Origin of the sequence: Dactylosporangium aurantiacum, from assembly GCF_000716715.1 — a bacterium.
In the GTDB taxonomy this organism is placed as follows: Bacteria; Actinomycetota; Actinomycetes; order Mycobacteriales; family Micromonosporaceae; genus Dactylosporangium; species Dactylosporangium aurantiacum.
This window is the reverse complement of the sequence record NZ_JNYJ01000041.1, coordinates 41250-64418: the sequence shown is the minus strand read 5'-3', so window position 1 is coordinate 64418 and position 23169 is coordinate 41250. Positions and strand designations below refer to the sequence as shown.

Genomic DNA, 23169 nt, shown 5'->3' with positions numbered 1-23169 from the left:
GTCTTTTTCCGAACAAGCGCAGAGGCAGGGACGACCGTGTCCACAGTGGACGTGCTGCGGCAGCTGGACGACTGGAACGACCCGACCGTGCCCGGTCGCCGCGGCACCGTCGCGGCACTGTTCACCGCCCAGGTCCGGCGCACCCCCGACGCGCCGGCCCTGGTCGCGGGCGGCACCCGGCTCACCTACGCCGAGCTCGGCGCGCGGGTCTTCCAGCTGGCCCGCGCGCTGCGCCGGCGCGGCCTCGCCGACGAGGAGATCGTCGGCATCGCCGTGCCGCGCTCCGCGGAGATGGTCGTCGGGGTGCTCGCCGCGATGGTCGCCGGCGGCGCGTTCGTGCCCGTCGACCCGGCATGGCCGGCGGAGCGCCGCCGGCAGGTCCTCGCCGACGCCGCCGTGCGCATCGTGCTGGACGACCTGGACCTCGCCGCGTGGGCGCACGGCGCCGAGTCGCCGGAGCCGCTCGACCTGGACCTGGCACCGGGCCGGCTCGCGTACGTCGTCTTCACCTCCGGCTCGACCGGGCGGCCGAAGGGCGCGATGATCCGGCACGAGGCGATCTGCGAGCGGCTGCGCTGGCAGGTCGAGGAGGTCCTCGGCTTCGGCCCCGGCGACGCCGGCCTGTTCAAGGCGCCGCTCGCCTTCGACATCTCGGTCAACGAGATCCTGCTGCCGCTGGTGTCCGGCGGCACCGTCGTCGTCGCCGAGCCCGGCGGCGAACGCGACCCGCAGTACCTGCTGGACCTCATCGCCGCCGAACGGGTCACGTTCGTGTACCTGGTCTCCTCGATGCTCGACGTGCTGCTGGAGATGGACCGCGGGCAGGGCCGGCTCACCCGCCTCAAGCACGTCTGGTGCGGCGGCGAGGTGCTCACCCCGGAGCTGTTCGAACGGTTCCGCAGCCAGCTCGGCACCACCCTGTACCACGGCTACGGACCGGCCGAGGCGACCATCGGCGTCTCCCACGTCATCTACCGCGACACCGCCGCGCGCATCGCCACCTCCATCGGCCGGCCCAACCCGCACACGCAGCTGTACGTGCTGGACGACACGCTCACCCCGCTGCCGCCGGGCGCGACCGGTGAGCTGTACGCCGCCGGGTTCCTGCTCGGCCGCGGCTACGTCAACGCGCCCGGGCTCACCGCGGCCCGGTTCGTCGCCAACCCGTTCGGCGCCCTCGGCGGCCGCCTGTACCGCACCGGCGACCTGGCCCGCTGGACGCCGGACGGCACGCTGGAGTTCGTCGGCCGCGCCGACAACCAGGTGAAGATCCGCGGCATGCGCCTGGAGCTGGAGGAGGTCGAGGCCGTCCTCGCCGCGCACCCCGCCGTGCGGCACGCGGCCGTCGCGGTGCGGCGCAACGCCGCCGGCGCCGCCCACCTCGTCGGTTACGTCATCGCCGCCGAGGACGCCGACCTGCTGGCCTGGTGCGCGGGGCGGCTGCCGGAGTACGCGGTGCCGAGCGCGGTCGTGCGCCTGGACGCGCTGCCGGTCAACGCCAACGGCAAGGTCGACCGGGCCGCCCTGCCCGCGCCGGCGCTGCCCGGCAGCGCCGGCCGCCCTCCGCGCACGGCCCTGGAACGGGCGCTGTGCGACATCTTCGCCGCCGTGCTCGGCGTGCCCGTCGCCGCCGACGACGACTTCTTCGCCCTCGGCGGCGACAGCATCGTGGCCATCGGCGTGGTCCGCGAGGCGCGCCGCGCCGGGATCGCGCTGCGCCCCCGGGACCTGCTGACCCACCGCACCCCGGAGGCGGTGGCGCGGGTCGCGACGGCCGCCGCCGCCCCGGCGGCCGAGGTCGACCGGGCCGGGGCCGTGCCGGACACGCCGATCGTGGCGTGGCTGCGCGGGCACGGGCCCGCCCTCGACGGGTTCTACCAGGCGGTCACCCTGCACACCCCGGCCGGGCTGACCCACGACGTCCTGCGGCGGATGGTCACGGCGCTGGTCGCGGCGCACGACGCGCTGCGCGCCCGGGTCGACGACGGCGGCCGCCTCACCATCGCCGTGTTCGACCCGGACCGCGTGCCCGCCGTCGTGCCGTCGCCGGACGCCTCCGTGGCCGGGACCGTCGCCCGGCTCGACCCGCGGCGGGGTGCCATGGCCGCCTTCACCTGGGCCGACGGTGGACCGGACGGGCCCGGCCGGCTCGTCGTCGCCGTGCACCACATGGTCGTGGACGGCGTGTCCCTGCACGTGCTCGCCGAGGACCTGCGCGCCCTGTGGGACGCGGTCGAAGCCGGCCGCCCCGCCGAGCTGGCGCCGGCCGCGACGTCGCTGCGCCGGTGGGCGACCACCCTCGGCGGCGCCGCCCGCGACGGGCGGTTCGCCGCCGACGCCCCGTACTGGCAGGCGGTCGCCGCCGTCGCCGACCCGCCGCTCGGCCGCCGCCCCCTGGACCCGGCCCGCGACGTCGTGGCCACCGAACGGCGGCTCACCGTCAGCCTCTCCACCGCCACCACCGCCCGGCTGCTCGGCGCCGTCCCGGCCGCCATCCACGGCGGGGTCGACGACGCTCTCGTCACCGCCGCCGCCCTCGCCGTGCACCGGTGGCGCGGCGGCGCCCCCGGACCCGTCCTGCTGGAGCTGGAAGGGCACGGCCGGCACGAGGAGCTCGCCGGGGACCTGGACCTGTCCCGCACGGTCGGCTGGTTCACCACGCTGTACCCGGTCGCCGTCGACGCCGGCGGCGGCACCGACCTCGGCGCGTCGGTGAAGGCCGTCAAGGACCAGCTGCGCGCGGTGCCGTCGCACGGCCTCAGCCACGGCGTCCTGCGCCACCTCGCCGGCCGCGCCGACCTCGCGGCCGCCCCCCAGGTCCTCGTGCACTACCTGGGCCGCTTCGGCGGCGGCGACCGGCCGTGGACCGCGGTGGCGGCGCCCGGCGGGCCCGTCGCCGAGGACCGCGACCCGCGCATGCCGCTGCCGCGGGTGCTGGAGATCAACGCGGTCACCACGGACACCGCCGCCGGCCCGGTGCTGTCGGCCACGTTCAGCTGGCCCGCCGGGGTCCTCGACGAGGACACCGTGCGGACCGTCGCCGGGCACTGGACCGGCCTCCTGGACGCGATCGCCGCCGACCCCCGCGTCGCCGGGCACACCCCGTCGGACTTCCCCCTCGCCCCCCTCGCCCAGGCCGACGTCGACCGCCTCGACGACGGTGCCCTGCTCGACGTGCTGCCGCTGGCGCCGCTGCAGGCCGGGCTGTACTTCCACGCCACCCACACCAGCGGCGCCGACCCGTACGTGGTGCAGCAGCGGGTCGAGCTCGCCGGGCCCCTCGACCCGGACCGGCTGCGCGCCGCCGCCGACCGGCTCCTGGCGCGGCACCCGAACCTCGCCGCCGCGTTCCGCCCCACCGGTGCCGGCGATGTCGTGGCCGTGCACACCGCCGGCACCGCCGCGCCGTGGCGGACCGTGACCGTCGCCGACCCGCGGGACCTCGACGGCGTCGCGGCCGTGGACCGGTCCCGCCCCTTCGACCTCGCCGAGCCGCCGGCGATGCGGTTCACGCTGGCCCGCCTCGCCGCCGACCGGCACGTGCTCATCCACACGGTCCACCACATCGTGGCCGACGGCTGGTCGGTGCCGGTCATGTTCAACGACCTCCTGGCGCTGTACGCCGGCGCCGCGCTGCCCCCGCCGGTGCCGTTCCGCGACTTCCTCGCCGCCGTCGCCGGGCGGGCGACCGACCACACCGTCTGGGACCGCCTGCTGGACGGCGTGCACGAGCCGACCCGGCTGGTCGCGGCGCTGCCCCCCGCCGAGGGCGCCGGCTTCGGCCGGGTCACCCGGGCGCTGCCGGCCGGGCCGGCCGTCGCCGTGCGGGCCTTCGCCACCGCGCACGGGGTCACCGTCGGCAACGTCGCCGGCGGCGTCTGGGGGGTGCTGCTCGGCCGGCTCACCGGCCGCGCCGACGTCACGTTCGGCTCCACCGTCGCCGGCCGTGGCCTCGCCGTCCCCGGCATCGAACGCATCGCCGGGCTGCTCATCAACACCGTCCCGGCCCGGGTCCGGTGGGCGCCGGGGCAGCGCGTCGCCGAGGTCGTCGCCCGGTTCGCCGCCGACCAGCGCGACGCCATGGACCACGAGCACGCGCCGCTCACCGAGCTGCAGCGGCGCCTGGGCGTCGCGGAGCTGTTCGACACGCTCGTCGTGGTGGAGAACTACCCCGACGTCGACGTCGCCGGCGGGGACCTGCGCGTCACCGGCATCGACGTCGTCGAGGCGCCGCACTACCCGGTGACCCTCATGGTCCGCCCCGGCGACCCGTTCACGGTCACCGTCACCCACGACCGCCGGCACGTCGACACCGCCACCGCGTCGCGGTTGCTGCATCAGTACGAGACGCTGCTGGCCGCCCTGGACGGCACCTGCGCCGTCCCGCTGTCCGGCGCCCGGGCCGTGCCCGCCGCCCCGGCCGCACACACCGGGACGGTCCTGGACCTGCTGACGTTCCCGGACCGCACCGCCGTCGTCTGCGGCGGGCGGGAGCTGAGCTACCCGGAGGTCGACCGGCGCTCCGGCCGGCTCGCGCACGCCCTCGCCGCCGCCGGGGTCCGCCGCGGCGACCTCGTCGCCGTCGCCGTTGCCCGCTCCGTCGACCTGCCCGTCGCCGTCCTCGGCGTGCTGCGCGCGGGCGCCGCGGTCCTGCCCGTCGACCCGGCGTACCCGGCCGCCCGCATCGAGCTGATGCTCCGCGTCGCCGCTCCCGCGTGCGTCCTCACCGACGGCACGGCGGCGCTGCCCGCGCACGGGCTGCCGGTGCTGCGCGTCGCACCGGCCGTCGCCGCCGCCACCGGCGAGCTGCGGGCCGCCCGGCTCACCGGCGCCGACGCCGCCACCGTGCTGTTCACGTCCGGCTCCACCGGCGAGCCGAAGGCCGTCGTCGGCACCCACGCGGCCCTCGCCAACCGGCTCGCCTGGGCCCGCGACGCGTGGCCGGCCGCCACCGCCGCGGTCCGCATCGCGAAGAGCTCGCTGAGCTTCGTCGACGGCACCACCGAGCTGCTCGGCGGGCTCGTCGCCGGCGCTACCGTGGTGCTCGCCGACGACGCGACCGCCGCCGACGGCGCCGCCCTCGGCCGCCTCGTCGAGCGCAGCGGCGCCGCGCAGCTGCTCGCCGTGCCCGGCCTCGCCGCCGCGATCGCCGAGCGGGCCGGGACCGGGCTGCGTGGGCTGCGCCGCTGGATCACCAGCGGCGAGGCGCTCACCCCCGCCGTCGTGCGGGCGGTCGCCGCGGCGTCACCGGCCGCGGAGATCGTCAACTCCTACGGCTCCTCCGAGGTCGCCGGCGACGTCCTCACCGCGGTCGTCACCCCGTCGGACGACCCGGTGCCGCTCGGCACCGCGGTCCCCGGCGTCCGGGTGCACCTGCTCGACGCGGCGCTCACCCTGGTGCCGGACGGCGCCGCCGGTGAGATCTACGTCGGTGGCGTGCAGAACGCCCGCGGCTACCTCGGCCGTCCCGGGACCACCGCCGCCCGGTTCGTCGCCGACCCGTTCGGCGCGCCGGGGGACCGGCTCTACCGCACCGGTGACCTCGGCCGCCGCGACGCCGCCGGGCGGATCGAGTTCCTCGGCCGCGCCGACGACCAGGTGCAGGTCAACGGCTTCCGGGTCGAGCTCGCCGAGGTCGAGGCCGCCCTGGCCGGCCGCCCCGGCGTCGCCGACGCCGCCGCCGTCCGGCGCGGCAACGCCCTCGCCGGCTACGTCGTCGCCGCGCCGGGCGCCGCCGTCGACCCCGCCGCGGTCCGCGCCGCGCTGCGCGCCGAGCTGCCCGCGTACCTCGTGCCCGCCACCGTCACCGTGCTCGACGCGATCCCGTCGCTGCCCAACGGCAAACGCGACCGGGCCGCGCTGCCGGAGCCGGCCGTGACCCGCGGCCGCGGCGGCCCGCCGCGCACCGCCCGGCAGGCCCGCATCGGCGCCTGTTACAGCGCCGTGCTCGGCACCGACGCCGGGCCTGACGACGACTTCTTCGCCCTCGGCGGCGACAGCATCGCCGCGATCCGCGTCATCAACCGGCTGGCCCAGGACGGCATCGTGCTCACCACCCGCGACATCTTCGACCACCGGACCCCGGGCGCCCTCGACGCGCACCTGTCCGCGCGGACCCCCGCGGCGCCGGCGGACCCGGCGGCGGTCGGGCCGCTGCCGCTGTTGCCGGCCGCCGAGCGGCTCACCGACGCCCCCGGCGCCCCCGCCCGGCTCGCGCTGTTCCAGGCGCCCGCCGGGCTCACCGCGCCGGTGCTGGAGCGGGCCCTGCAGGCCGTCCTGGACCACCATGACGGGCTGCGGCTGCGGATCACCCGGGAGGCGGGGCTGTTCCTGACCCTCGAGGTCACCGCCCCCGGCACCGTGCCGGCCGCGACCCTGCTGCGGCGGGTCCCGCTGCCCGGCGGCCGCACCGAGGGCGCCGTCGAGGCCGCCGTCGCGGACCTCGACCCGGCGGCGACGCTGGGCGTCGTGTGGTTCGACGCCGGCCCGCACGACGCCGGGCAGGTGCTGCTCGCCGGGCATCCGCTCGCCGCCGACGACGCGACCCTCACCCTCGTCGCCGACGACCTCGCCGCCGCGTGCGCCGCGATCGCCGACGGCCGGACCCCGCGGCTGCCGCCGGCCGGCACGCCGCTGCGCGCCCACGCCCGCGTCGCCCAGGACGACGCCACCCGCGCCGGCCGGGTCGCGGAGTTCCCGCACTGGCAGGACGTCCTGCGCCCCGGCGCCGACGTGGCACCCGGCTTCCGCGGCGGCGCCGCCACCGGCCGGCACACCCGCGTCTTCGCCGGGGCCGTCGCGGCGAAGCTCGCCGCCGCGCCCGAGCTGGCCGCCGTCGCGGCGCTGCGCGTCGCCGTGCAGGACCCGGCAGACCTGGTCGTGGAGGTCGAACGCGCGGCCCGCGACCTGGTGCGGGTCACCCCGGACGAGGACCTCACCCGCACCGCCGGGCTGTGCGCCACCGTCGTGCCCGTGCGGGTCGCCGCCGCCGCGGACGGCGCCGCGGCGCTCGCCCACGCCGCCGCCGCGCTCGGCGCCGCACCCGGCCACGGCGTCGGGCACGGCCTGCTGCGCCACGCCAACCCGCGGGTCGGCCGCGCCCTGGAGGCCCTCGAACGCGCCGCCGAGCCCCGCGTCCTGTGCCGCACCACCGGCTTCGGCGCCCCCGCCGGGTGGGCCCGGCTGGCCGTCGAGCAGCCCGCCGACCCGCTGCTCGGCACCCGGTACGCCGTACAGTGCGACCTCGCCCTCACCGGCGACGGCCGGGTCGAGGCGACCCTGCGGCACGTGCCCGGCGTGGACGGTGCCGGGCTCGCCGAGCGGTGGTGGCGCGCCCTGGAGACGCTGCCCCGGCAGGCCCCGCCGGCCGCCGAGGTGTGGGACCTGTCGCCGTTGCAGCGCGGCGTGTACTACCAGGCCACGTTCGACCAGGTCGCCAGCACGTACATCGCGCAGAACGTGTTCACGCTCGACCGGCGCGTCGACGTCGACGCGATGACCCGCGCCTTCGGCGAGCTGCTGCGCCGGCACCCGACGCTGCGGGCCGCGTTCGTCGGCGCCGGCGTCCCCGCGCCGGTGCAGGTCATCGCCGCCGACGTGCCCGCCGCCGTCGCCGTGGTCGACCTGCCCGCCGGCGCCGAGGGCGCGGCCGCGCTGGAGGCGCTGGTCGCCCGCGACCGGACCGAGCCGTTCGACCCGGCAACGCCGCCGCTGGTCCGCCTCACCGTGGCCCGCTCCCCGGACGGCGCCGACACGCTGCTGCTGACCAGCCATTTCCTGCTCTGGGACGGCTGGTCCCGGGAGCTGGTCCTGCGGGACCTGTTCGAGCTGTACGCGGGCCGGACCCCCGCCGCGCCGGCCGCCTCGTTCACCGACTACCTCGGCTGGCTCGCCACCCGCGACACGGCCGCGTCCGCGGCCGCCTGGCGCCGCGCGCTCGGCGGCGTCACCGAGGCGACCCTCGTCGCGCCGGAGGCGGCCGGGCGCGCGCCGATGCTGTCCGAGCGGGTCCTCGCCGCCCTGCCCGCCGGGGTCACCGCCCGCCTCACCGGACAGGCCCGGCACGCCGGCGTCACCCTCAACGCGCTGCTCACCGCCGCGCTCGGCATCGTGCTGGGCTACCAGACGGGCCGCACCGACGTCGTGTTCGGCACCACCGTCGCCGGCCGCCCCACCGAGCTGCCCGGCATCGACCGGGTCGTCGGGCTGTTCCTCAACACGGTGCCCGCCCGGGTCACCGCGACCGCCGCCGCGACCGTGCTGGACCTCGCCCGCCGCGCCCAGGCCGCCCGGCTCGACCTCGGCCCGCACGAGTACCTCGGCCTCGGCGAGATCCAGCGCGCCGCCGGGCACGAGCAGCTCTTCGACGTGCTGTACGTGCTGCAGAACTTCCTCGCCGACGACACGTTCGCCGACCTGGAACGCGAGCACGGCATCGCCGCCGTCGACTACACCGACACCACCCACTACCCGCTGACCTGGGTCCTCACCCCCGGCGCGAACCTGCGCGTCAAGCTCGAGTACCGCCCCGACGTGTTCACCCGGGCACAGGCGGCGGCGCTGACCGACCGGCTCGTGCGGCTGCTCACCACCCTGGCCGGCGGCCTCGACGTCGCCGTCGGCGCCCTGGACCTGCGCTCGGCCGCCGAAACGGCGGCGCTGCGCGCCGCGTGGCGGGCCACCGGGCACCCGATCGGCACCGCGACCATCGCCGACCTGCTCGCCGAGCGGGCCGCCGCGTGCCCCGCCGACACCGCCCTGGTCGCCGGCGCGGAGGCGCTCACCTACGCCGAGCTCGACGCCCGGGTGAACCGCACCGCCCGGCTGCTGCTGGCGGGCGGCGCCGGCCCGGAACGCATCGTCGCGCTCGCCCTGCCCCGCGGCGTCGACATGGTCGTCGCGCTGTTCGCGGTGCTGCGGGCGGGTGCGGCGTACCTGCCGCTGGACCTGGACCACCCCGTCGACCGGCTGGCCGGCATGCTCGACGACGCCCGGCCGGTGCTGCTCGTCGCGCCGCCCGGCACGCCCCTGGCCGGCCGGTTCGACGGCGCCGTGGTCGCCCCCGCCGACGCCGCGCCGTTCCCGGCGGACCCGCCGCCGGTGCCCGCCGACCCGCACCGCCTGGACCGCCCCGCGTACGTCATCTACACCTCCGGGTCGACGGGCCGGCCGAAGGGCGTCGTCACCCCGTACCGCGGCCTCACCAACATGCAGCTCAACCACCGGGCGGAGATCTTCGCCCCGGCGGTCGCCCGCGCCCGGGCCGCCGGCCGGGACCGGCTGCGCATCGCGCACACCGTGTCGTTCTCCTTCGACATGTCGTGGGAGGAGCTGCTGTGGCTCGTGGAGGGCCACGAGGTGCACGTGTGCGACGAGGAGCTGCGCCGGGACGCCGTCGCGCTCGTCGCGTACTGCCGGACGCGGCGCGTCGACGTGATCAACGTGACGCCGACGTACGCGCACCACCTGTTCGACGAGGGCCTGCTCGACCCGGCCGGCTACCCGCCGTGCCTGGTGCTGCTGGGTGGGGAGGCGGTCTCCGACGCCGTGTGGTCCCGGCTGCGCGGCTCCGGCGGGTCGACCGGCTACAACCTGTACGGCCCCACCGAGTACACGATCAACACCCTCGGCGCGGGCACGGACGACAGCGCCACCCCGACCGTCGGGCGGCCCATCTGGAACACCCGCGGCTACGTCCTCGACGCGTTCCTGCGGCCGGTCCTGCCCGGCACCGCCGGTGAGCTGTACGTCGCCGGTGCCGGCCTGGCCCGCGGCTACCTGCGCGCCGCCGGGCTCACCGCCGCCCGGTTCGTCGCCGACCCGAACACCCCCGGCGGGCGCATGTACCGCACCGGCGACCTCGTGCGCGAGCGGCCCGACGGGCTGCTGGACTTCCTCGGCCGCACCGACGACCAGGTGAAGATCCGCGGCTACCGGGTCGAGCTCGGCGAGGTCGAGGCCGCCGTCGCCGCCGTGCCCGGGGTCCGGCAGGCCGCCGTGGTCGCCCGCGCCGACGGCACCGTGCCGGGGCTGCGCAAGCTCGTCGCGTACCTGGTGCCGGCCGGCGACCCGACCGGCCTGGCCGGTGCGGTCCGGGCGGCGCTGGCGCAGCGGCTGCCGTCGTACCTGGTGCCGGCGCTGTACGGCGTCGTGGACGCGCTGCCGCTCACCGTCAACGGCAAGCTCGACCTCGCCGCGCTGCCCGAGCCGGCCGCCCCCGGCGGCGCCGGCGCCGTGCAGGGCCCGCGCGACGAGCGCGAGCGGGTGCTGTGCGCGATCTACGCCGACGTCCTGGGCCTGCCCGCGGTCGGCGTCGACGAGGACTTCTTCGTCGCCGGCGGCGACAGCATCGGCTCCATCGCGGTCGCCGGCCGGGCCCGCCGCGAAGGGCTGCCGGTCACCCCCCGCGACATCTTCCGCCGCCGCACCGTCCAGGCCGTCGTCGCCGCGCTGCCCGCGGTCGCGGCCACGGCCGACCCGGGGCAGCGGGAGGACGACGGCGTCGGCACCGTGCCGCTGACCCCGATGCTCGCCGAGACCCGCGCGGCGGCGACCCCGCTGACCGGCTTCCACCAGGCGATGACGTTCCGCACCCCGGCCGGGCTGACCCGGCCCGCGCTCGACGCGGTGCTGCGCGCCCTCGTCGGCACCCACCACCTGCTGCGGGCCGTCGTCACCCCCGACTGGACGTTCACCGTCCCGCCCGCCGGCCGCCCCGTGCCGGTCACCGAGGGCGAGCCCGACGAGGCCGCCCTGGCCGCCGCGGTGGCGCGGCTCGACCCGCACCGCGGCGTCATGCTCCAGGCCGTCTGGTCGCCCGCCGGCCGGCGGCTGCTGCTCGTCGCGCACCACCTCGTCGTCGACGGCGTCTCCTGGCGCATCATCGGCGCCGACCTGGCCCGCGCCTGGTCCGACGCCGCCGCCGGCCGGCCCGTCGCGCTGGAGCCGGCCCCGGCGTCGTTCCGCGGCTGGGCCCGGCTGGCCGCCGAGCGCTCCGGGCGGTTCGCCGCCGAGACCGGCCACTGGCGCGCCGTCCTGGCCACCCCCGATCCGCTCCTCGGCGCCCGCGCCGCCGACCCGGCCGTCGACACCGCCGCGACCGTGCGGACCGTCACCGTCACGCTGTCGGCCGCCGACAGCGGCGCCGCCCTCAACCGGGCCCCGGCGGCCATGCACGGCACCGTCAACGACGTGCTGCTGACCGCGTTCGCCCTCGCCGTGCGCGCCTGGCGGCCGGCGCCGGACCCGGCGGTCGTGGTCAGCCTCGAAGGCCACGGCCGGGAGGGCGACGTCTACGGCGCCGACGTCGACCTGTCCCGCACCGTCGGCTGGTTCACCGCCATCCACCCGGTGCGGCTCGACCCGGGCGCCGTCGCGTGGGACGACGTCCTCGCCGCCGGCCCCGCCCTGGCCGGCGCCGCCCGCGCGGTCAAGGAGCAGCTGCGGGCCGTGCCCGGCAAGGGCCTCGGCTACGGCGTCCTGCGCCACCTGCGGCAGGAGCTGACCGGCCCGGTGCCGCAGATCCTGTTCAACTACCTGGGCCGCTTCCCGGCCGGCGGCGCCGCGGACTGGGCGCCGGCCGGGCCGTTGCGCGAGGGCGTCGACCCGGCGAACCCGGCGATGACCCTCGAGGTCAACGCGTACGCCGCCGACGGGCCCGACGGCGTCACGTTCACCGCGGCACTGTCCTACCCGGCCGGGCTGTTCGCCGAGGCCGACGTCGCCGCGCTCGCGGAGCGCTGGCTGGCGGCCCTCGCCGCCCTCGGCCGCTGCGCGGACCTCGCCGGGCCCACCCCGTCGGACTTCCCGCTGGTCAGCCTCACCCAGCGCGACGTCGACGACCTCGCCGGCGCCGAGGATATCCTGCCGCTGCTGCCGCTGCAGGAGGGCATGTACGTCCACCACGCGCTCGCCGAGCCCGGCGCCGACACGTACCGGGTGCAGCAGATCGCCCGCCTCACCGGACCGGTCGACCCGGTGCGGCTGCGCGCCGCGGTCGAGGCGACGGTGCGCCGGCACGCCGCCCTGCGCGCCGGCTTCCGGGAGCTGCGCGACGGCCGGATCGTGCAGGCGATCGCGCCCGCCGTGGACGTGCCGTGGCGGCACGAGCGCGGCGACCTCGGCGTCCTGGCCGCCGTCGCCGCCGACGAGCTGGCCCGGCCGTTCGACCTGGCCCGGCCGCCCGCGCTGCGCTACGCGCTGGTGTCCCTCGGCGAGCACGACCACCGCCTCGTCGAGACCATGCACCACGTCCTCGCCGACGGCTGGTCCTACCCGCTGGTGTTCGGCGACATCGTCGCCGCGTACGAGCTCGGCGCCGACCTGCCCGCACCCGCGACCACGTTCCGCGACCACGTCGAGGCCGTCGCGGCCCGCGACCGGGGCGCGGCCCGCGCCGTGTGGACCCGCGCCCTGGACGGGGTGACCCCCTCGCTGCTGTACCCGGCCGGCAGCCCCGTCGCCGCGCACGACAGCGTCCACCACGCACTGTCCACACAGGACACCGCGGACCTCGCCGCCGCGGTCCGCGCGCACGGCGTCACCCTGGGCACCGCCGTGCACGCCGCCTGGGGGCTGCTGCTCGGCCGGCTCCTCGGCCGGGACCGGGTCGTGTTCGGCTCGACCGTCTCCGGCCGCGGCGGCGACCTGCCCGGCGTCGAGACGGTGGTCGGGCTGCTCATCAACACACTGCCGCTGCCGATGGCGTGGCGGCCCGACGAGCCGCTCGGCGCGGTGCTGACCCGCCTGCAGGACCGGCAGACCGAGGTGCTGGACGCCCAGCACGTCGGCCTCGCCGAGCTCGCCCGCCTCGCCGGGGTGCGCGAGCTGTTCGACTCGATGGTCGTGGTGGAGAACTTCCCCGCGGTGCGCGCAGGCGACCGCTCGGCGCTGCGGGTCGACGGGTTCACCGGCACCGACTCGCCGCACTACCCGGTCGCGCTGGTCGCGTTCCCCGGCGACGCGCTCACCCTGGAGATCAAGTACGACGTGGCGCTCGTCGGCGCCGCCCGGGCCCGGGGGCTGCTCGCCGAGGTCGAGACGATCCTGCGCGCCTTCACCGCCGGCCTGGCCGCCCCGGTCGGAGCCCTCACCGCCGCCACGCCCGGACAGCCCCCGGCGGTCACCGGGGCCCTGGTCGAGCGCGGCGTCGCGGCGGAGCTGCCGGCGGTCACCGGGACGCTCGCCGAGCGCCGCGCCGCGGTGGACCCGGCGGCGGTCGCCGTCAGCCACGGCACGGACCGGCTCACCTACGCCGAGCTCGACGCCCGGGCCGACCGGCTGGCCCGCGTACTGACCGCGCGCGGGGTGCGGCCCGAGTCGCGGGTCGCCGTCGCGCTGCCCCGCGGCACCGACCTCGTCGTCGCGCTGCTCGCCGTCATCCGCGCCGGCGGCTGCTACGTACCCGTCGACACCGGCGCGCCGGCCGCCCGCACCGCGTACATCCTCACCGACGCCGCGCCCGTGTGCCTGCTCACCGACGCCGCCACCGCCGCCGTGCTGGACACCGCCGTCCCGACGGTCCTCGTCGACCGCCCGCTGCCCGCGCCCGGCCCCGGCACCGTCACCCGGCCGCGGCCGGACAACACGGCGTACGTCATCTACACGTCCGGCTCGACCGGCCGGCCGAAGGGCGTCGCGGTCACCCACCGCAACGTGCTGACCCTGTTCGCCGCCGCCGAGCGGCTGTTCACGTTCGGCCCCGACGACGTGTGGACGATGTTCCACTCCGCCGCGTTCGACTTCTCCGTCTGGGAGCTGTGGGGCGCCCTGCTGCACGGCGGCCGGCTCGTCCTCGTCGACGGCGACGTCGCCCGCGACCCGCGCCGCTTCGCCGAGCTGCTGCGCGCCGAACGGGTCACGGTGCTCAACCAGACCCCGTCGGCGTTCTACCCGCTCACCGCCGAGGACACCGGCGGGCTCGCGCTGCGCTACGTCGTGTTCGGCGGCGAGGCCCTCGACCCGGGGCGGCTGCGCGGCTGGTACGCCACCCACGCCGACGACGCGCCGCTGCTGGTCAACATGTACGGCATCACCGAGACCACCGTGCACGTCACGTTCCGGGCGCTGCGCCGGGCCGACACCGGCAGCGTCATCGGCGCCGCGCTGCCCGGTCTGCGCGCGTACCTGCTCGACGAGCGGCTGCGCCCGGTGCCGGCCGGGGTCACCGGTGAGCTGTACGTCGCCGGCGACCAGCTCGCCCGCGGCTACCTCGACCGGCCCGGGCTCACCGCGGCCCGGTTCGTGGCGAACCCGTTCGGCCCCGGCCGGCTGTACCGCAGCGGCGACCTCGCCACCTGGACCGACCGTGGCGACCTCGTCTACGCCGGCCGCTCCGACCACCAGGTCAAGGTCCGCGGCTACCGCATCGAGCCGGGCGAGATCGAGGCCGCGCTGCTGGACGCCGTCGGCGGCACCGACGCCGCCGTCACCCTGCACGACGGGCGGCTCGTCGCCTACCTCGCCGGAGCGTCCACAGTGGACGACGCGACGGTCCGGGCGCGGCTCGCCGGGCGGCTGCCGGACTACATGCTCCCGGCCGCGTACGTGCGGCTGCCGGCGCTGCCGCTGACCGTCAACGGCAAGCTCGACCGGGCCGCGCTGCCGGCGCCGAGCGGCGAACGGGCCGCGCCGGTCGAGGTCGAGACGGGGGAGACGGCGGCCCGGCGGCTGCTGCGGGAGCTGATCGCCGAGGTCGTCGGCGTCACCGCCGTCGGACCCGACGAGGACTTCTTCACCGTCGGCGGCGACAGCATCATCGCGATCCAGCTGGCGAACCGGGCCCGCCGGGCCGGGCTGCCCATCACCCCGCGGGACGTGTTCGTCCACCGCACCGCCGCGGCCCTCGCCACCCTCGCCGAGCCGTCGCCGTCCGCCGAGCCGTCGCCGTCCGCCGAGCCGTCGCCGTCCGCCGAGCCGTCGCCGTCCGCCGAGCCGTCGCCGTCCGTCGCGCCGTCGCCGTCCGCCGCGCCGGCCGTCACCGCCCAGCCGGACCCGGACGGCGTCGGGGAGGTGCCGCTGCTGCCGATCGTGCAGCGCCTCGCCGAGCTGGGCGGCCGCATCCACCGGCACAACCAGGCGGACCTGCTGCTCACCCCGGCCGGCCTCAGCCACGACGCGGTCACCGCGCTCGTCGACGGTCTGGTGCGCCGCCACGACGCGCTGCGGCTGCGGCTGCACCGCCCGTCGCCGATGCTGTGGTCCCTCGAGGCCCGCCCGCCCTCGCAGCCGCCCGCCGTCGACGTGCGGCGGGTCGCCGCGGCCGGGCTCGACGACGCCGCGCTGCGCGAGCTGGTCGGTGCCGAGTCCGACGCCGCCACCGACCGGCTCGACCCGGACGCCGGCACGATGCTGCAGGCCGTCTGGTTCGACCGCGGGCCGGGGGAGCGGGGCCGGCTGCTGCTGGTCGCCCACCACCTGGTCGTCGACGGCGTGTCCTGGCGGATCATCACCGACGACCTGCGCGACGGCACCGCCGCCGCCCCGGTCACCGGCACGTCGCTGCGCGCGTACGCCCGGCGCCTGCACGAGCAGGCCGGCCAGGCGGCGCGGCTCGGCGAGTTCGAGCACTGGGCCGCCGCCCTCGCCCCAGGCGGCGAGCTCGACGCGTCCCGGCACACCGCCGGGCTGACCGTCGGCCGGACCCGCGAGCACGAGCTGCGCCTGCCGCCGGAGGTCACCGGGCCGCTGCTCGGCGCCGTGCCGGCCGCCGCCGGGGTCGACGTCACCACGGTGCTCGTCGCCGCGCTGCGGATCGCGGTCAGCCGGTGGCGGGCCGGGCGGTCCGCGGCGGACGCGCCGCTCACCGTCGACCTGGAGCGGCACGGGCGGGAGGAGCTCGACGGCGCCGACCTGTCCCGCACCGTCGGCTGGTTCACCGCCATCGCCCCGGTGCGGCTGCCGGCCGTGCCGGACGGGCCGGCGGCGCTCGCCGAGACGCACCGGCACGTCACGGCCGCACCGGGCGACGGGCTCGGCTTCGGGCTGCTGCGCTACGCCAACGCCCGCACCGCGCCGGCCCTGGCCCGGCTCGGCACGCCCCAGGTGCTGTTCAACTACCTGGGCCGGTTCCCGGCGCCGTCCGGCGCCGACTGGGACACCGCCCCGGAGGCCGGCGCGCTGCGTACCGCACCCGACCCGGACCTCGGCACCCCGTACCTGCTGGAGATCAACGCCGCCTGCCACGTCACCCCCGACGGGCCGCGGCTGCGGGCCGTGCTCACCTACGCCGACGAGGGCCTGGACGTGCCCGGCCTGGCGGCGCACTGGGCGGCCGCGATGCGGGACCTGTGCGCGCCCGTCGAGCGGGTGTGGCCGCTGTCCCCGCTGCAGGAGGGCCTGTACGTGCAGGCCCGCCTCGCCGGCGACGCCGACGTGTACGTGGCGCAGAACGCGTTCGACTTCGCCGGCCGGCTCGACCCCGACCGGCTCGCCGCCGCCTGGACGGCGGTGCTTACGCGGCACCCGGCGATCCGGATCGGCTTCACCACGCGCGACGGCGGCCCGGTCGCCGTGCCCGCCCCCGCCCTGCGCGGTGAGGTGACCGTCGTGGCGACCGGCGACCTGGACGCCGTCATGGCCGCGGACCGGACCCGGCCGTTCGACCTGGCCGCCCCGCCGCTGGCCCGGCTCACCGTGCTGCGCCGGCCCGACGGCACCGACCGGCTGCTGTTCACCTACCACCTGCTGCTGTGGGACGGCTGGTCCCGGGAGCTGGTGCTGCGGGACCTGTTCGCGCACTACGCCGGGCGGGCCCCGGCGCCGCCGGCGGCCCGGTTCACCGACTACCTCGACTGGCTCGCCGGGCAGGACACCGCGGCGTCGGCGCGGGCATGGGCCGACGCGCTGCGTGGCCTCGAGCCGACGGTGCTGTACCCGGCGGCCGCCGGGACCCGGCCGGTCCTGGCCACCAGCATCGCCCGGCAGCTCACCGAGGAGGACACGGCCCGGCTCACCGCGCAGGCCCGCGCCCAGGGGGTCACCCTCAACGCCGTGCTCAGCGCCGCGCTCGGCGTCGTCCTCGCGCACGCCACCGGCCGCAAGGAGGCCGTGTTCGGCACCACCGTCGCCGGCCGCCCCACCGAGCTGCCCGGCATCGACGAGGTCGTCGGCGTCTTCCTCAACACCGTCCCGGCGAGGGTCACCCTCGCCCCCGGCGAGCCCGCCGCCGGTCTGCTGCGCCGCGTCCAGGCCGAGCGGATCGACCTGATGCCGCACGAGTACCTCGGCCTCGGCGAGATCCAGCGCGCCGCCGGGCGCACCACCCTGTTCGACAGCCTGTACGTGCTGCAGAACTTCCTCGACGACGACACGTTCACGGACCTGGAGACCGAGCACGGGATCGTCGGCGTCACCGCGGTCGACGCCACCCACTACCCGCTGACCTGGGTCGTCACGCCCGGGCGGCGGCTGCGGATCCGGCTGGAGCACCGCGCCGACGTCGTCCCGGCCGGCGAGGCCGAGGCGCTGCTCGACCGGCTGGAGCGGGTGCTGCTGGCCCTCGCCGACGACGTCGCGGCGCCGGTCGCGGCGCTGCCGGTCGCCGCGGGCGCGGCCCTGGAGGGGGTGCCGGGGCAGGTCCTGCCGGAGACCGTCGCCGAGCTGATGGCGGCCCAGGCGGCCCGCACCCCGGACGCGCCCGCGCTCACCTGCGGCCCGGTCACCGTCACGTACGCCGACCTCGACGCCCGCGTCAACCGCCTGGCCAGGCACCTGCTGCGGCTCGGCGCCGGCCCCGAACGCATCGTCGCCCTCGCCCTGCCGCGCTGCGTCGACATGGTCGTCGCGCTGTTCGCGGTGCTGCGCACCGGCGCGGCGTACCTGCCGCTGGAGCTCGACCACCCCGACGAGCGGCTCCTGGCGATGATCGAGGACGCCGGCCCGGCGATCGTCCTGACCGCCGGCCGGCTCGACGGGGTCCGCCTCGACACCCTCGACCTGTCCGCGGAGTCCGCCGCGCCGCTGACCGGCGAGGAGCTCGGCGCGTTCGCGCCCGGCACGCCCGGCCGCCTGCGGCACCCCGCGTACGTCATCTACACGTCCGGCTCGACCGGCCGGCCGAAGGGTGTGGTCACCCCGTACCTGGGGCTGACGAACATGCAGCAGAACCACCGGCAGGCGATCTTCGCCCCGACGGTCGCCGCGCAGGGCGGCCGTACTCTCACCATCGCCCACACCGTGTCGTTCTCCTTCGACATGTCGTGGGAGGAGCTGCTGTGGCTGGTCGAGGGCCACCACGTGCACGTGTGCGACGAGCACCTGCGCCGCGACGCGGTCGCGCTCGCCGCCTACTGCGCGCAGGCCCGCGTCGACGTCGTCAACGTCACCCCGACGTACGCGCAGCACCTCATCGACGCGGGCCTGCTCGACGGCGCGCACCGGCCGGCGCTGGTGCTGCTCGGCGGCGAGCACGTGCCGGAGGGGCTGTGGGCGACGCTGCGCGACACCGACGGCGTCCTCGGCTACAACCTGTACGGCCCCACCGAGTACACCATCAACACCCTCGGCGGCGGCACCACCGACAGCGCCACCTCCACCGTCGGCACCCCGATCCGGAACACCCGCGGCTACGTGCTGGACGACTGGCTGCGCCCGGTCCCGCCGGGGGTGCCGGGCGAGCTGTACGTCACCGGCGCCGGGCTGGCCCGCGGCTACCTGCGCCGGCCCGGGCTGACCGCCGGGCGGTTCGTCGCCGACCCCGCGGTCCCCGGCGGGCGCATGTACCGCACCGGCGACCTCGTCCGGGTCCGGCCCGACGGGCTGCTGGACTTCCTCGGCCGCACCGACGACCAGGTGAAGATCCGCGGGCACCGCGTCGAGCTCGGCGAGGTCCAGGCCGCCGTCGCGGCGCAGCCCGGCGTGCGGCGGTGCGCGGTCCTCGCCGCCGCCGACGGGGCCGGCGGCAAGCGCCTCGTCGCGTACGTGGTGCCCGACGCCGACCCGTTCGACGTGGCCGCGCTGCGTGGTGCGCTGAAGGCGTCGCTGCCGGCGTACCTGGTGCCCGCCGCGTACGCCGTGGTGCCCGCCCTGCCGCTGACCGTCAACGGCAAGCTCGACGTCGCGGCGCTGCCGGAGCCGCAATCGGTGGCCACCGGCGGGCGCGCCCCGGCCACGGACCCCGAACGGCGGCTGTGCGCCGTGTTCGGCGAGGTCCTGGGCGTGCCCGGGTACGGCGTCGAGGACGACTTCTTCGACCGGGGCGGCCACTCGCTCATCGCGATGCGGCTCCTCGGCCGGCTCCGCGCTGACCTCGGCGCCGACCTGCCGCTGCGCGCCCTGTTCGACGCGCCGACCCCGGAACGGCTGGCGTTGCTGCTGGCGACGGGCACCGGGGGCGCGCGGCCCGCGCTGACCGCCCGGCCGCGGCCGGAGCGGATCCCGCTGTCCCCGGCGCAGGAGCGGCTCCTGCTGCTGCACCACCTCGACCCGGCCTCCACCGCGTACAACTACCCGCTCGTCATGCGGCTGCGGGGGACCGTGGACCCCGCTGCCCTGCGGGCCGCGCTGGGCGACGTGACCGACCGGCACGAGGTGCTGCGCACCCTCGTCACCCTCGACGGGCAGCGGATCCTGCCGTCGGTGCGGGTGCCGGTGCACGACCGGTTCGACGACGCTCTGTCCCGCCCGTTCGATCTCGCCGTGGAGCCGCCGATCCGGGCCGCCGTCGTCGCCGGGCCCGGCGGCGGCACGCTGCTCGCGCTGGTGCTGCACCACATCGCGATGGACGAGTGGTCGGACCGGCCGCTGCTGCGCGACCTCACCGAGGCGTACACGGCCCGCCTCGCCGGGCAGGCCCCGGCGTGGGCGCCGCTGCCGGTGCAGTACGCCGACTACGCCGCCTGGCAGGCCGACGTGCTCGGCGACCCGGCCGACCCGGACAGCGGCCACGCGACGTCCCGGCGGTTCTGGCAGGAGCGGCTGCGCGGCCTGCCGGAGGAGATCCCGCTGCCCGGCGCGCTGCCGCGCACCGCGCCCGGCCCCGCCGGGCAGGCCACCGCGACGCTGCCCGCCGGCCTCGTCGCCCGGCTGCGCGCCATCGCCGCGGAGCAGTCCGCGAGCCTGTTCATGGCCCTGCACGCCGGGCTCGCGGTCCTGCTGTCGCGGCACGGCGCCGGCGACGACATCCCGATCGGCACCCCCACGTCGGGCCGCGGCGACCCGGCGCTGACCGACCTCGTCGGCTTCTTCGTCAACACCGTGGTGCTGCGCACGGACCTGTCGGGCACGCCGACCTACACCGACCTGCTGCGGCGGGTCCGCGCCGCCGACCTCGCCGCGTTCGACCACGCCGAGCTGCCGTTCCAGCAGGTCGTCGAGGCGGTCAACCCGCCACGCGCGGCCGGGCGCAACCCGCTGTTCCAGGTGATGATCGGCTACCATCAGCGCTCCGGCGGCGACGGCACCGTCCTGGGCCTGCCAGTCGGGCCGGAGCCCGGCCACGCCGCCGACGCGAAGGTCGACCTCAACGTCACGTTCGTCACCGCCGGAGACACCGCCGGAGACACCGCCGGAGACACCGTCGACGTCACCGTCGAGTACGACACCGCCCGCTTCACCGCCGGCACCGCCGAACGGCTCACCGGGCGGCTCGTGCGGCTCCTCACCGACCTGGCCGGGCACCCCGGCCGCCCGGTCCGCGAGGCGGCGCTGCTCGCCCCCGCCGACGAGGCCGACCTCGCCGCCTGGCAGGCCGGCGGTCCGCTGCCGGCCACCGGGTCGTGGGTCGCCGCGTTCCGTGGTCACGCGGCCCGGGCCCCGCACGCCGACGCGCTCGTCAGCGCCGGGCGCACCTGGAGCTACGCCGAGCTCGACGCCGCCTCCGACCGGCTCGCCGCGGCGCTGGCCGCCCAGGGCGCCGGGCCGGAGCGGCTCGTCGGGATCGCGCTGCCGCGCACCGCCGACCTCGTCGTGGCGGTCCTCGCGGTGCACAAGACCGGCGCGGCCTACCTGCCGCTGGACCCCGCGTTCCCGGCCGAGCGGCTGGCGTTCATGGTGGACGACGCCCGGCCGGTCGTGGTGCTCGACCCGGACACCGACCTGCCTTCCGGCGACGCGCCACCGCAGGTGCCGGTGGCGCCGGACAGCGCCGCGTACGTCATCTACACCTCCGGGTCCACGGGGCGGCCGAAGGGCGTCGTGGTCACCCACCGGGACCTCGAGGCGTTCCTCGCCGCGGTCGGGGAGGCCGTGCCGATGACCGCCGCGGACCGGCTCCTCGCCGTGACCACCCTGTCGTTCGACATCTCGGTCCTGGAGCTGCTGCAGCCGCTGCGCACCGGCGGCTGCGTCGTGCTCGCCTCCGGCGCCGAGGTCCGCGACCCGGCGCTGCTGGCGCCCCTCGCGGGCGGCGCGACCGTCGTGCAGGCCACGCCGTCACTGTGGGCGGCGCTGCTGGAGGCGTCCGACGTGGACCTCACCGGCGTGCGGGCCCTGGTCGGCGGTGAGGCGCTGCCGCCGTCCCTCGCCGCGCGGCTGCACCGGCGGACCCGGTCGGTGACCAACCTGTACGGGCCCACCGAGGTCACCGTCTGGGCGACCGCCGCCGCCGTCGGCGCGGACCGGCCCACCATCGGCCGGCCGCTGCCCGGCACCACCGCCGTCGTGCTGGACGCGGCGCTGCGGCCGGTGCCCCCGGGGGTGGCCGGCGAGCTGTACCTCGGCGGCGCCCAGGTGACCCGCGGCTACCTCGGCCGGCCCGGGCTCACCGCGGGCCGGTTCGTGGCCACCGACGGTGGCGGCCGCCTGTACCGCACCGGCGACCTCGTGCGCCGGCTGCCCGGCGGGGACCTGGAGTTCCTGGGCCGCACCGACTTCCAGGTGAAGGTCCGCGGCCACCGCATCGAGCTGGGCGAGGTCGAGGCGGTCCTCGCCGCGCACCCGGCGGTGGCCCGCGCGGTCGTCGCCGCCCGCGACGGCCGGCTCATCGGCTACGTGACCACAGTGGACGGTGGCGACGTGGGTGACCTCGGCCGGTACCTCGCCGACCGGCTGCCCGGGTACATGGTGCCGGCGGCGTTCGTGGTCCTCGACGCGGTGCCGCAGACGCCGAACGGCAAGGTCGACCGGGCCGCGCTGCCCGATCCTGAGTTCACCGCCGCGACGGCGGGGGACCGGCCGCGCAGCCGCACCGAGGCCCGGCTGTGCGAGCTGACCGCCGAGGTGCTCGGGGTCGCGGCGGTCGGGGTCGGCGACGACTTCTTCGCCCTCGGCGCGCACTCGCTGCTGCTGGTCCGGCTCGCCGCCGCGGTCCGGCGGGAGCTCGGCGTCGACGTGCCGGTCGCGGACCTGTTCACCGCGCCGACCGTGCGGGGCCTGGCCCGCCGGCTCGACGGTGCCCTGCCGCCCGGCGACGCCCTGGCCCCGGTCGTCACGCTGCACGCCGGTGGGGGCGCGCCGCCGCTGTTCTGCCTGCCGCCGGCCAGCGGCCTGGTGTGGCAGTTCGCCGGGCTCAAGCGGCACCTGCCGGCCGACGTGCCGGTCATCGGGCTGCAGTCGCCGAGGCTGAGCCGGGCCACCGACCTGCCGGCCACCCTCGACGACCTCGCCGCCGAGCTGGCCGCCCGGGTCACCGAGATCGCCCCGGACGGGCCGGTGCGGCTGCTCGGCTGGTCGTTCGGCGGCGCGGTCGCGCACGCGCTCGCCGGCCGGCTGCTCGCGGCCGGGCGGGACGTGCCGTTCGTCGGCATGCTCGACACCCGGATCCCCGCGACCACCGGGACCTCCGGCGACTGGGACGGGCCGGAGGCGGTCGCGGCGCTGCTGCGGGAGCTGGGCTACGACGTACCGGTGGACGCGGCACCGACCGTGGCGGACGCGGTGGCGTTCGTGCGGGCGGCCGGTGGTGGCGTGGCCGCGCTCACCGACGCGCAGATCGCCCGGGTGGTGGAGAACTACCTCGACAGCGACCGGATGACGGCCGGGACGCGGCCCGGGGTCCTCGCCGCCGACGTGCTGTTCGTCGACGCGACCGTGCCGGAGCGCGGTTTCGCCGGTACGGCGTCGGACGGCTGGCGATCCCATGTGGACGGTCGACTGAGGACGGTCGGGATCGCCTGCGGGCACTCGGAGCTGCTCGACCCCGGGGTGCTGGAGCGGCTCGGGCCGCTGGTGGCCGGGGCGCTCTGAGCGGACGGAAGGGGGCGGCGCCGGTCCCGGCGCCGCCCCCTCGGTGTG

General features: G+C 77.8%; 1 protein-coding gene. It reads left to right on the top strand.

The annotated features are described in order from the left end of the window. The first annotated feature begins 36 nt into the window (after positions 1-36). On the top strand, positions 37-23121 hold the full coding sequence (locus OP18_RS37090; protein WP_081971428.1) for a non-ribosomal peptide synthetase: 23085 nt from the start codon (positions 37-39) through the stop codon (positions 23119-23121). Positions 23122-23169 lie beyond the last annotated feature (48 nt).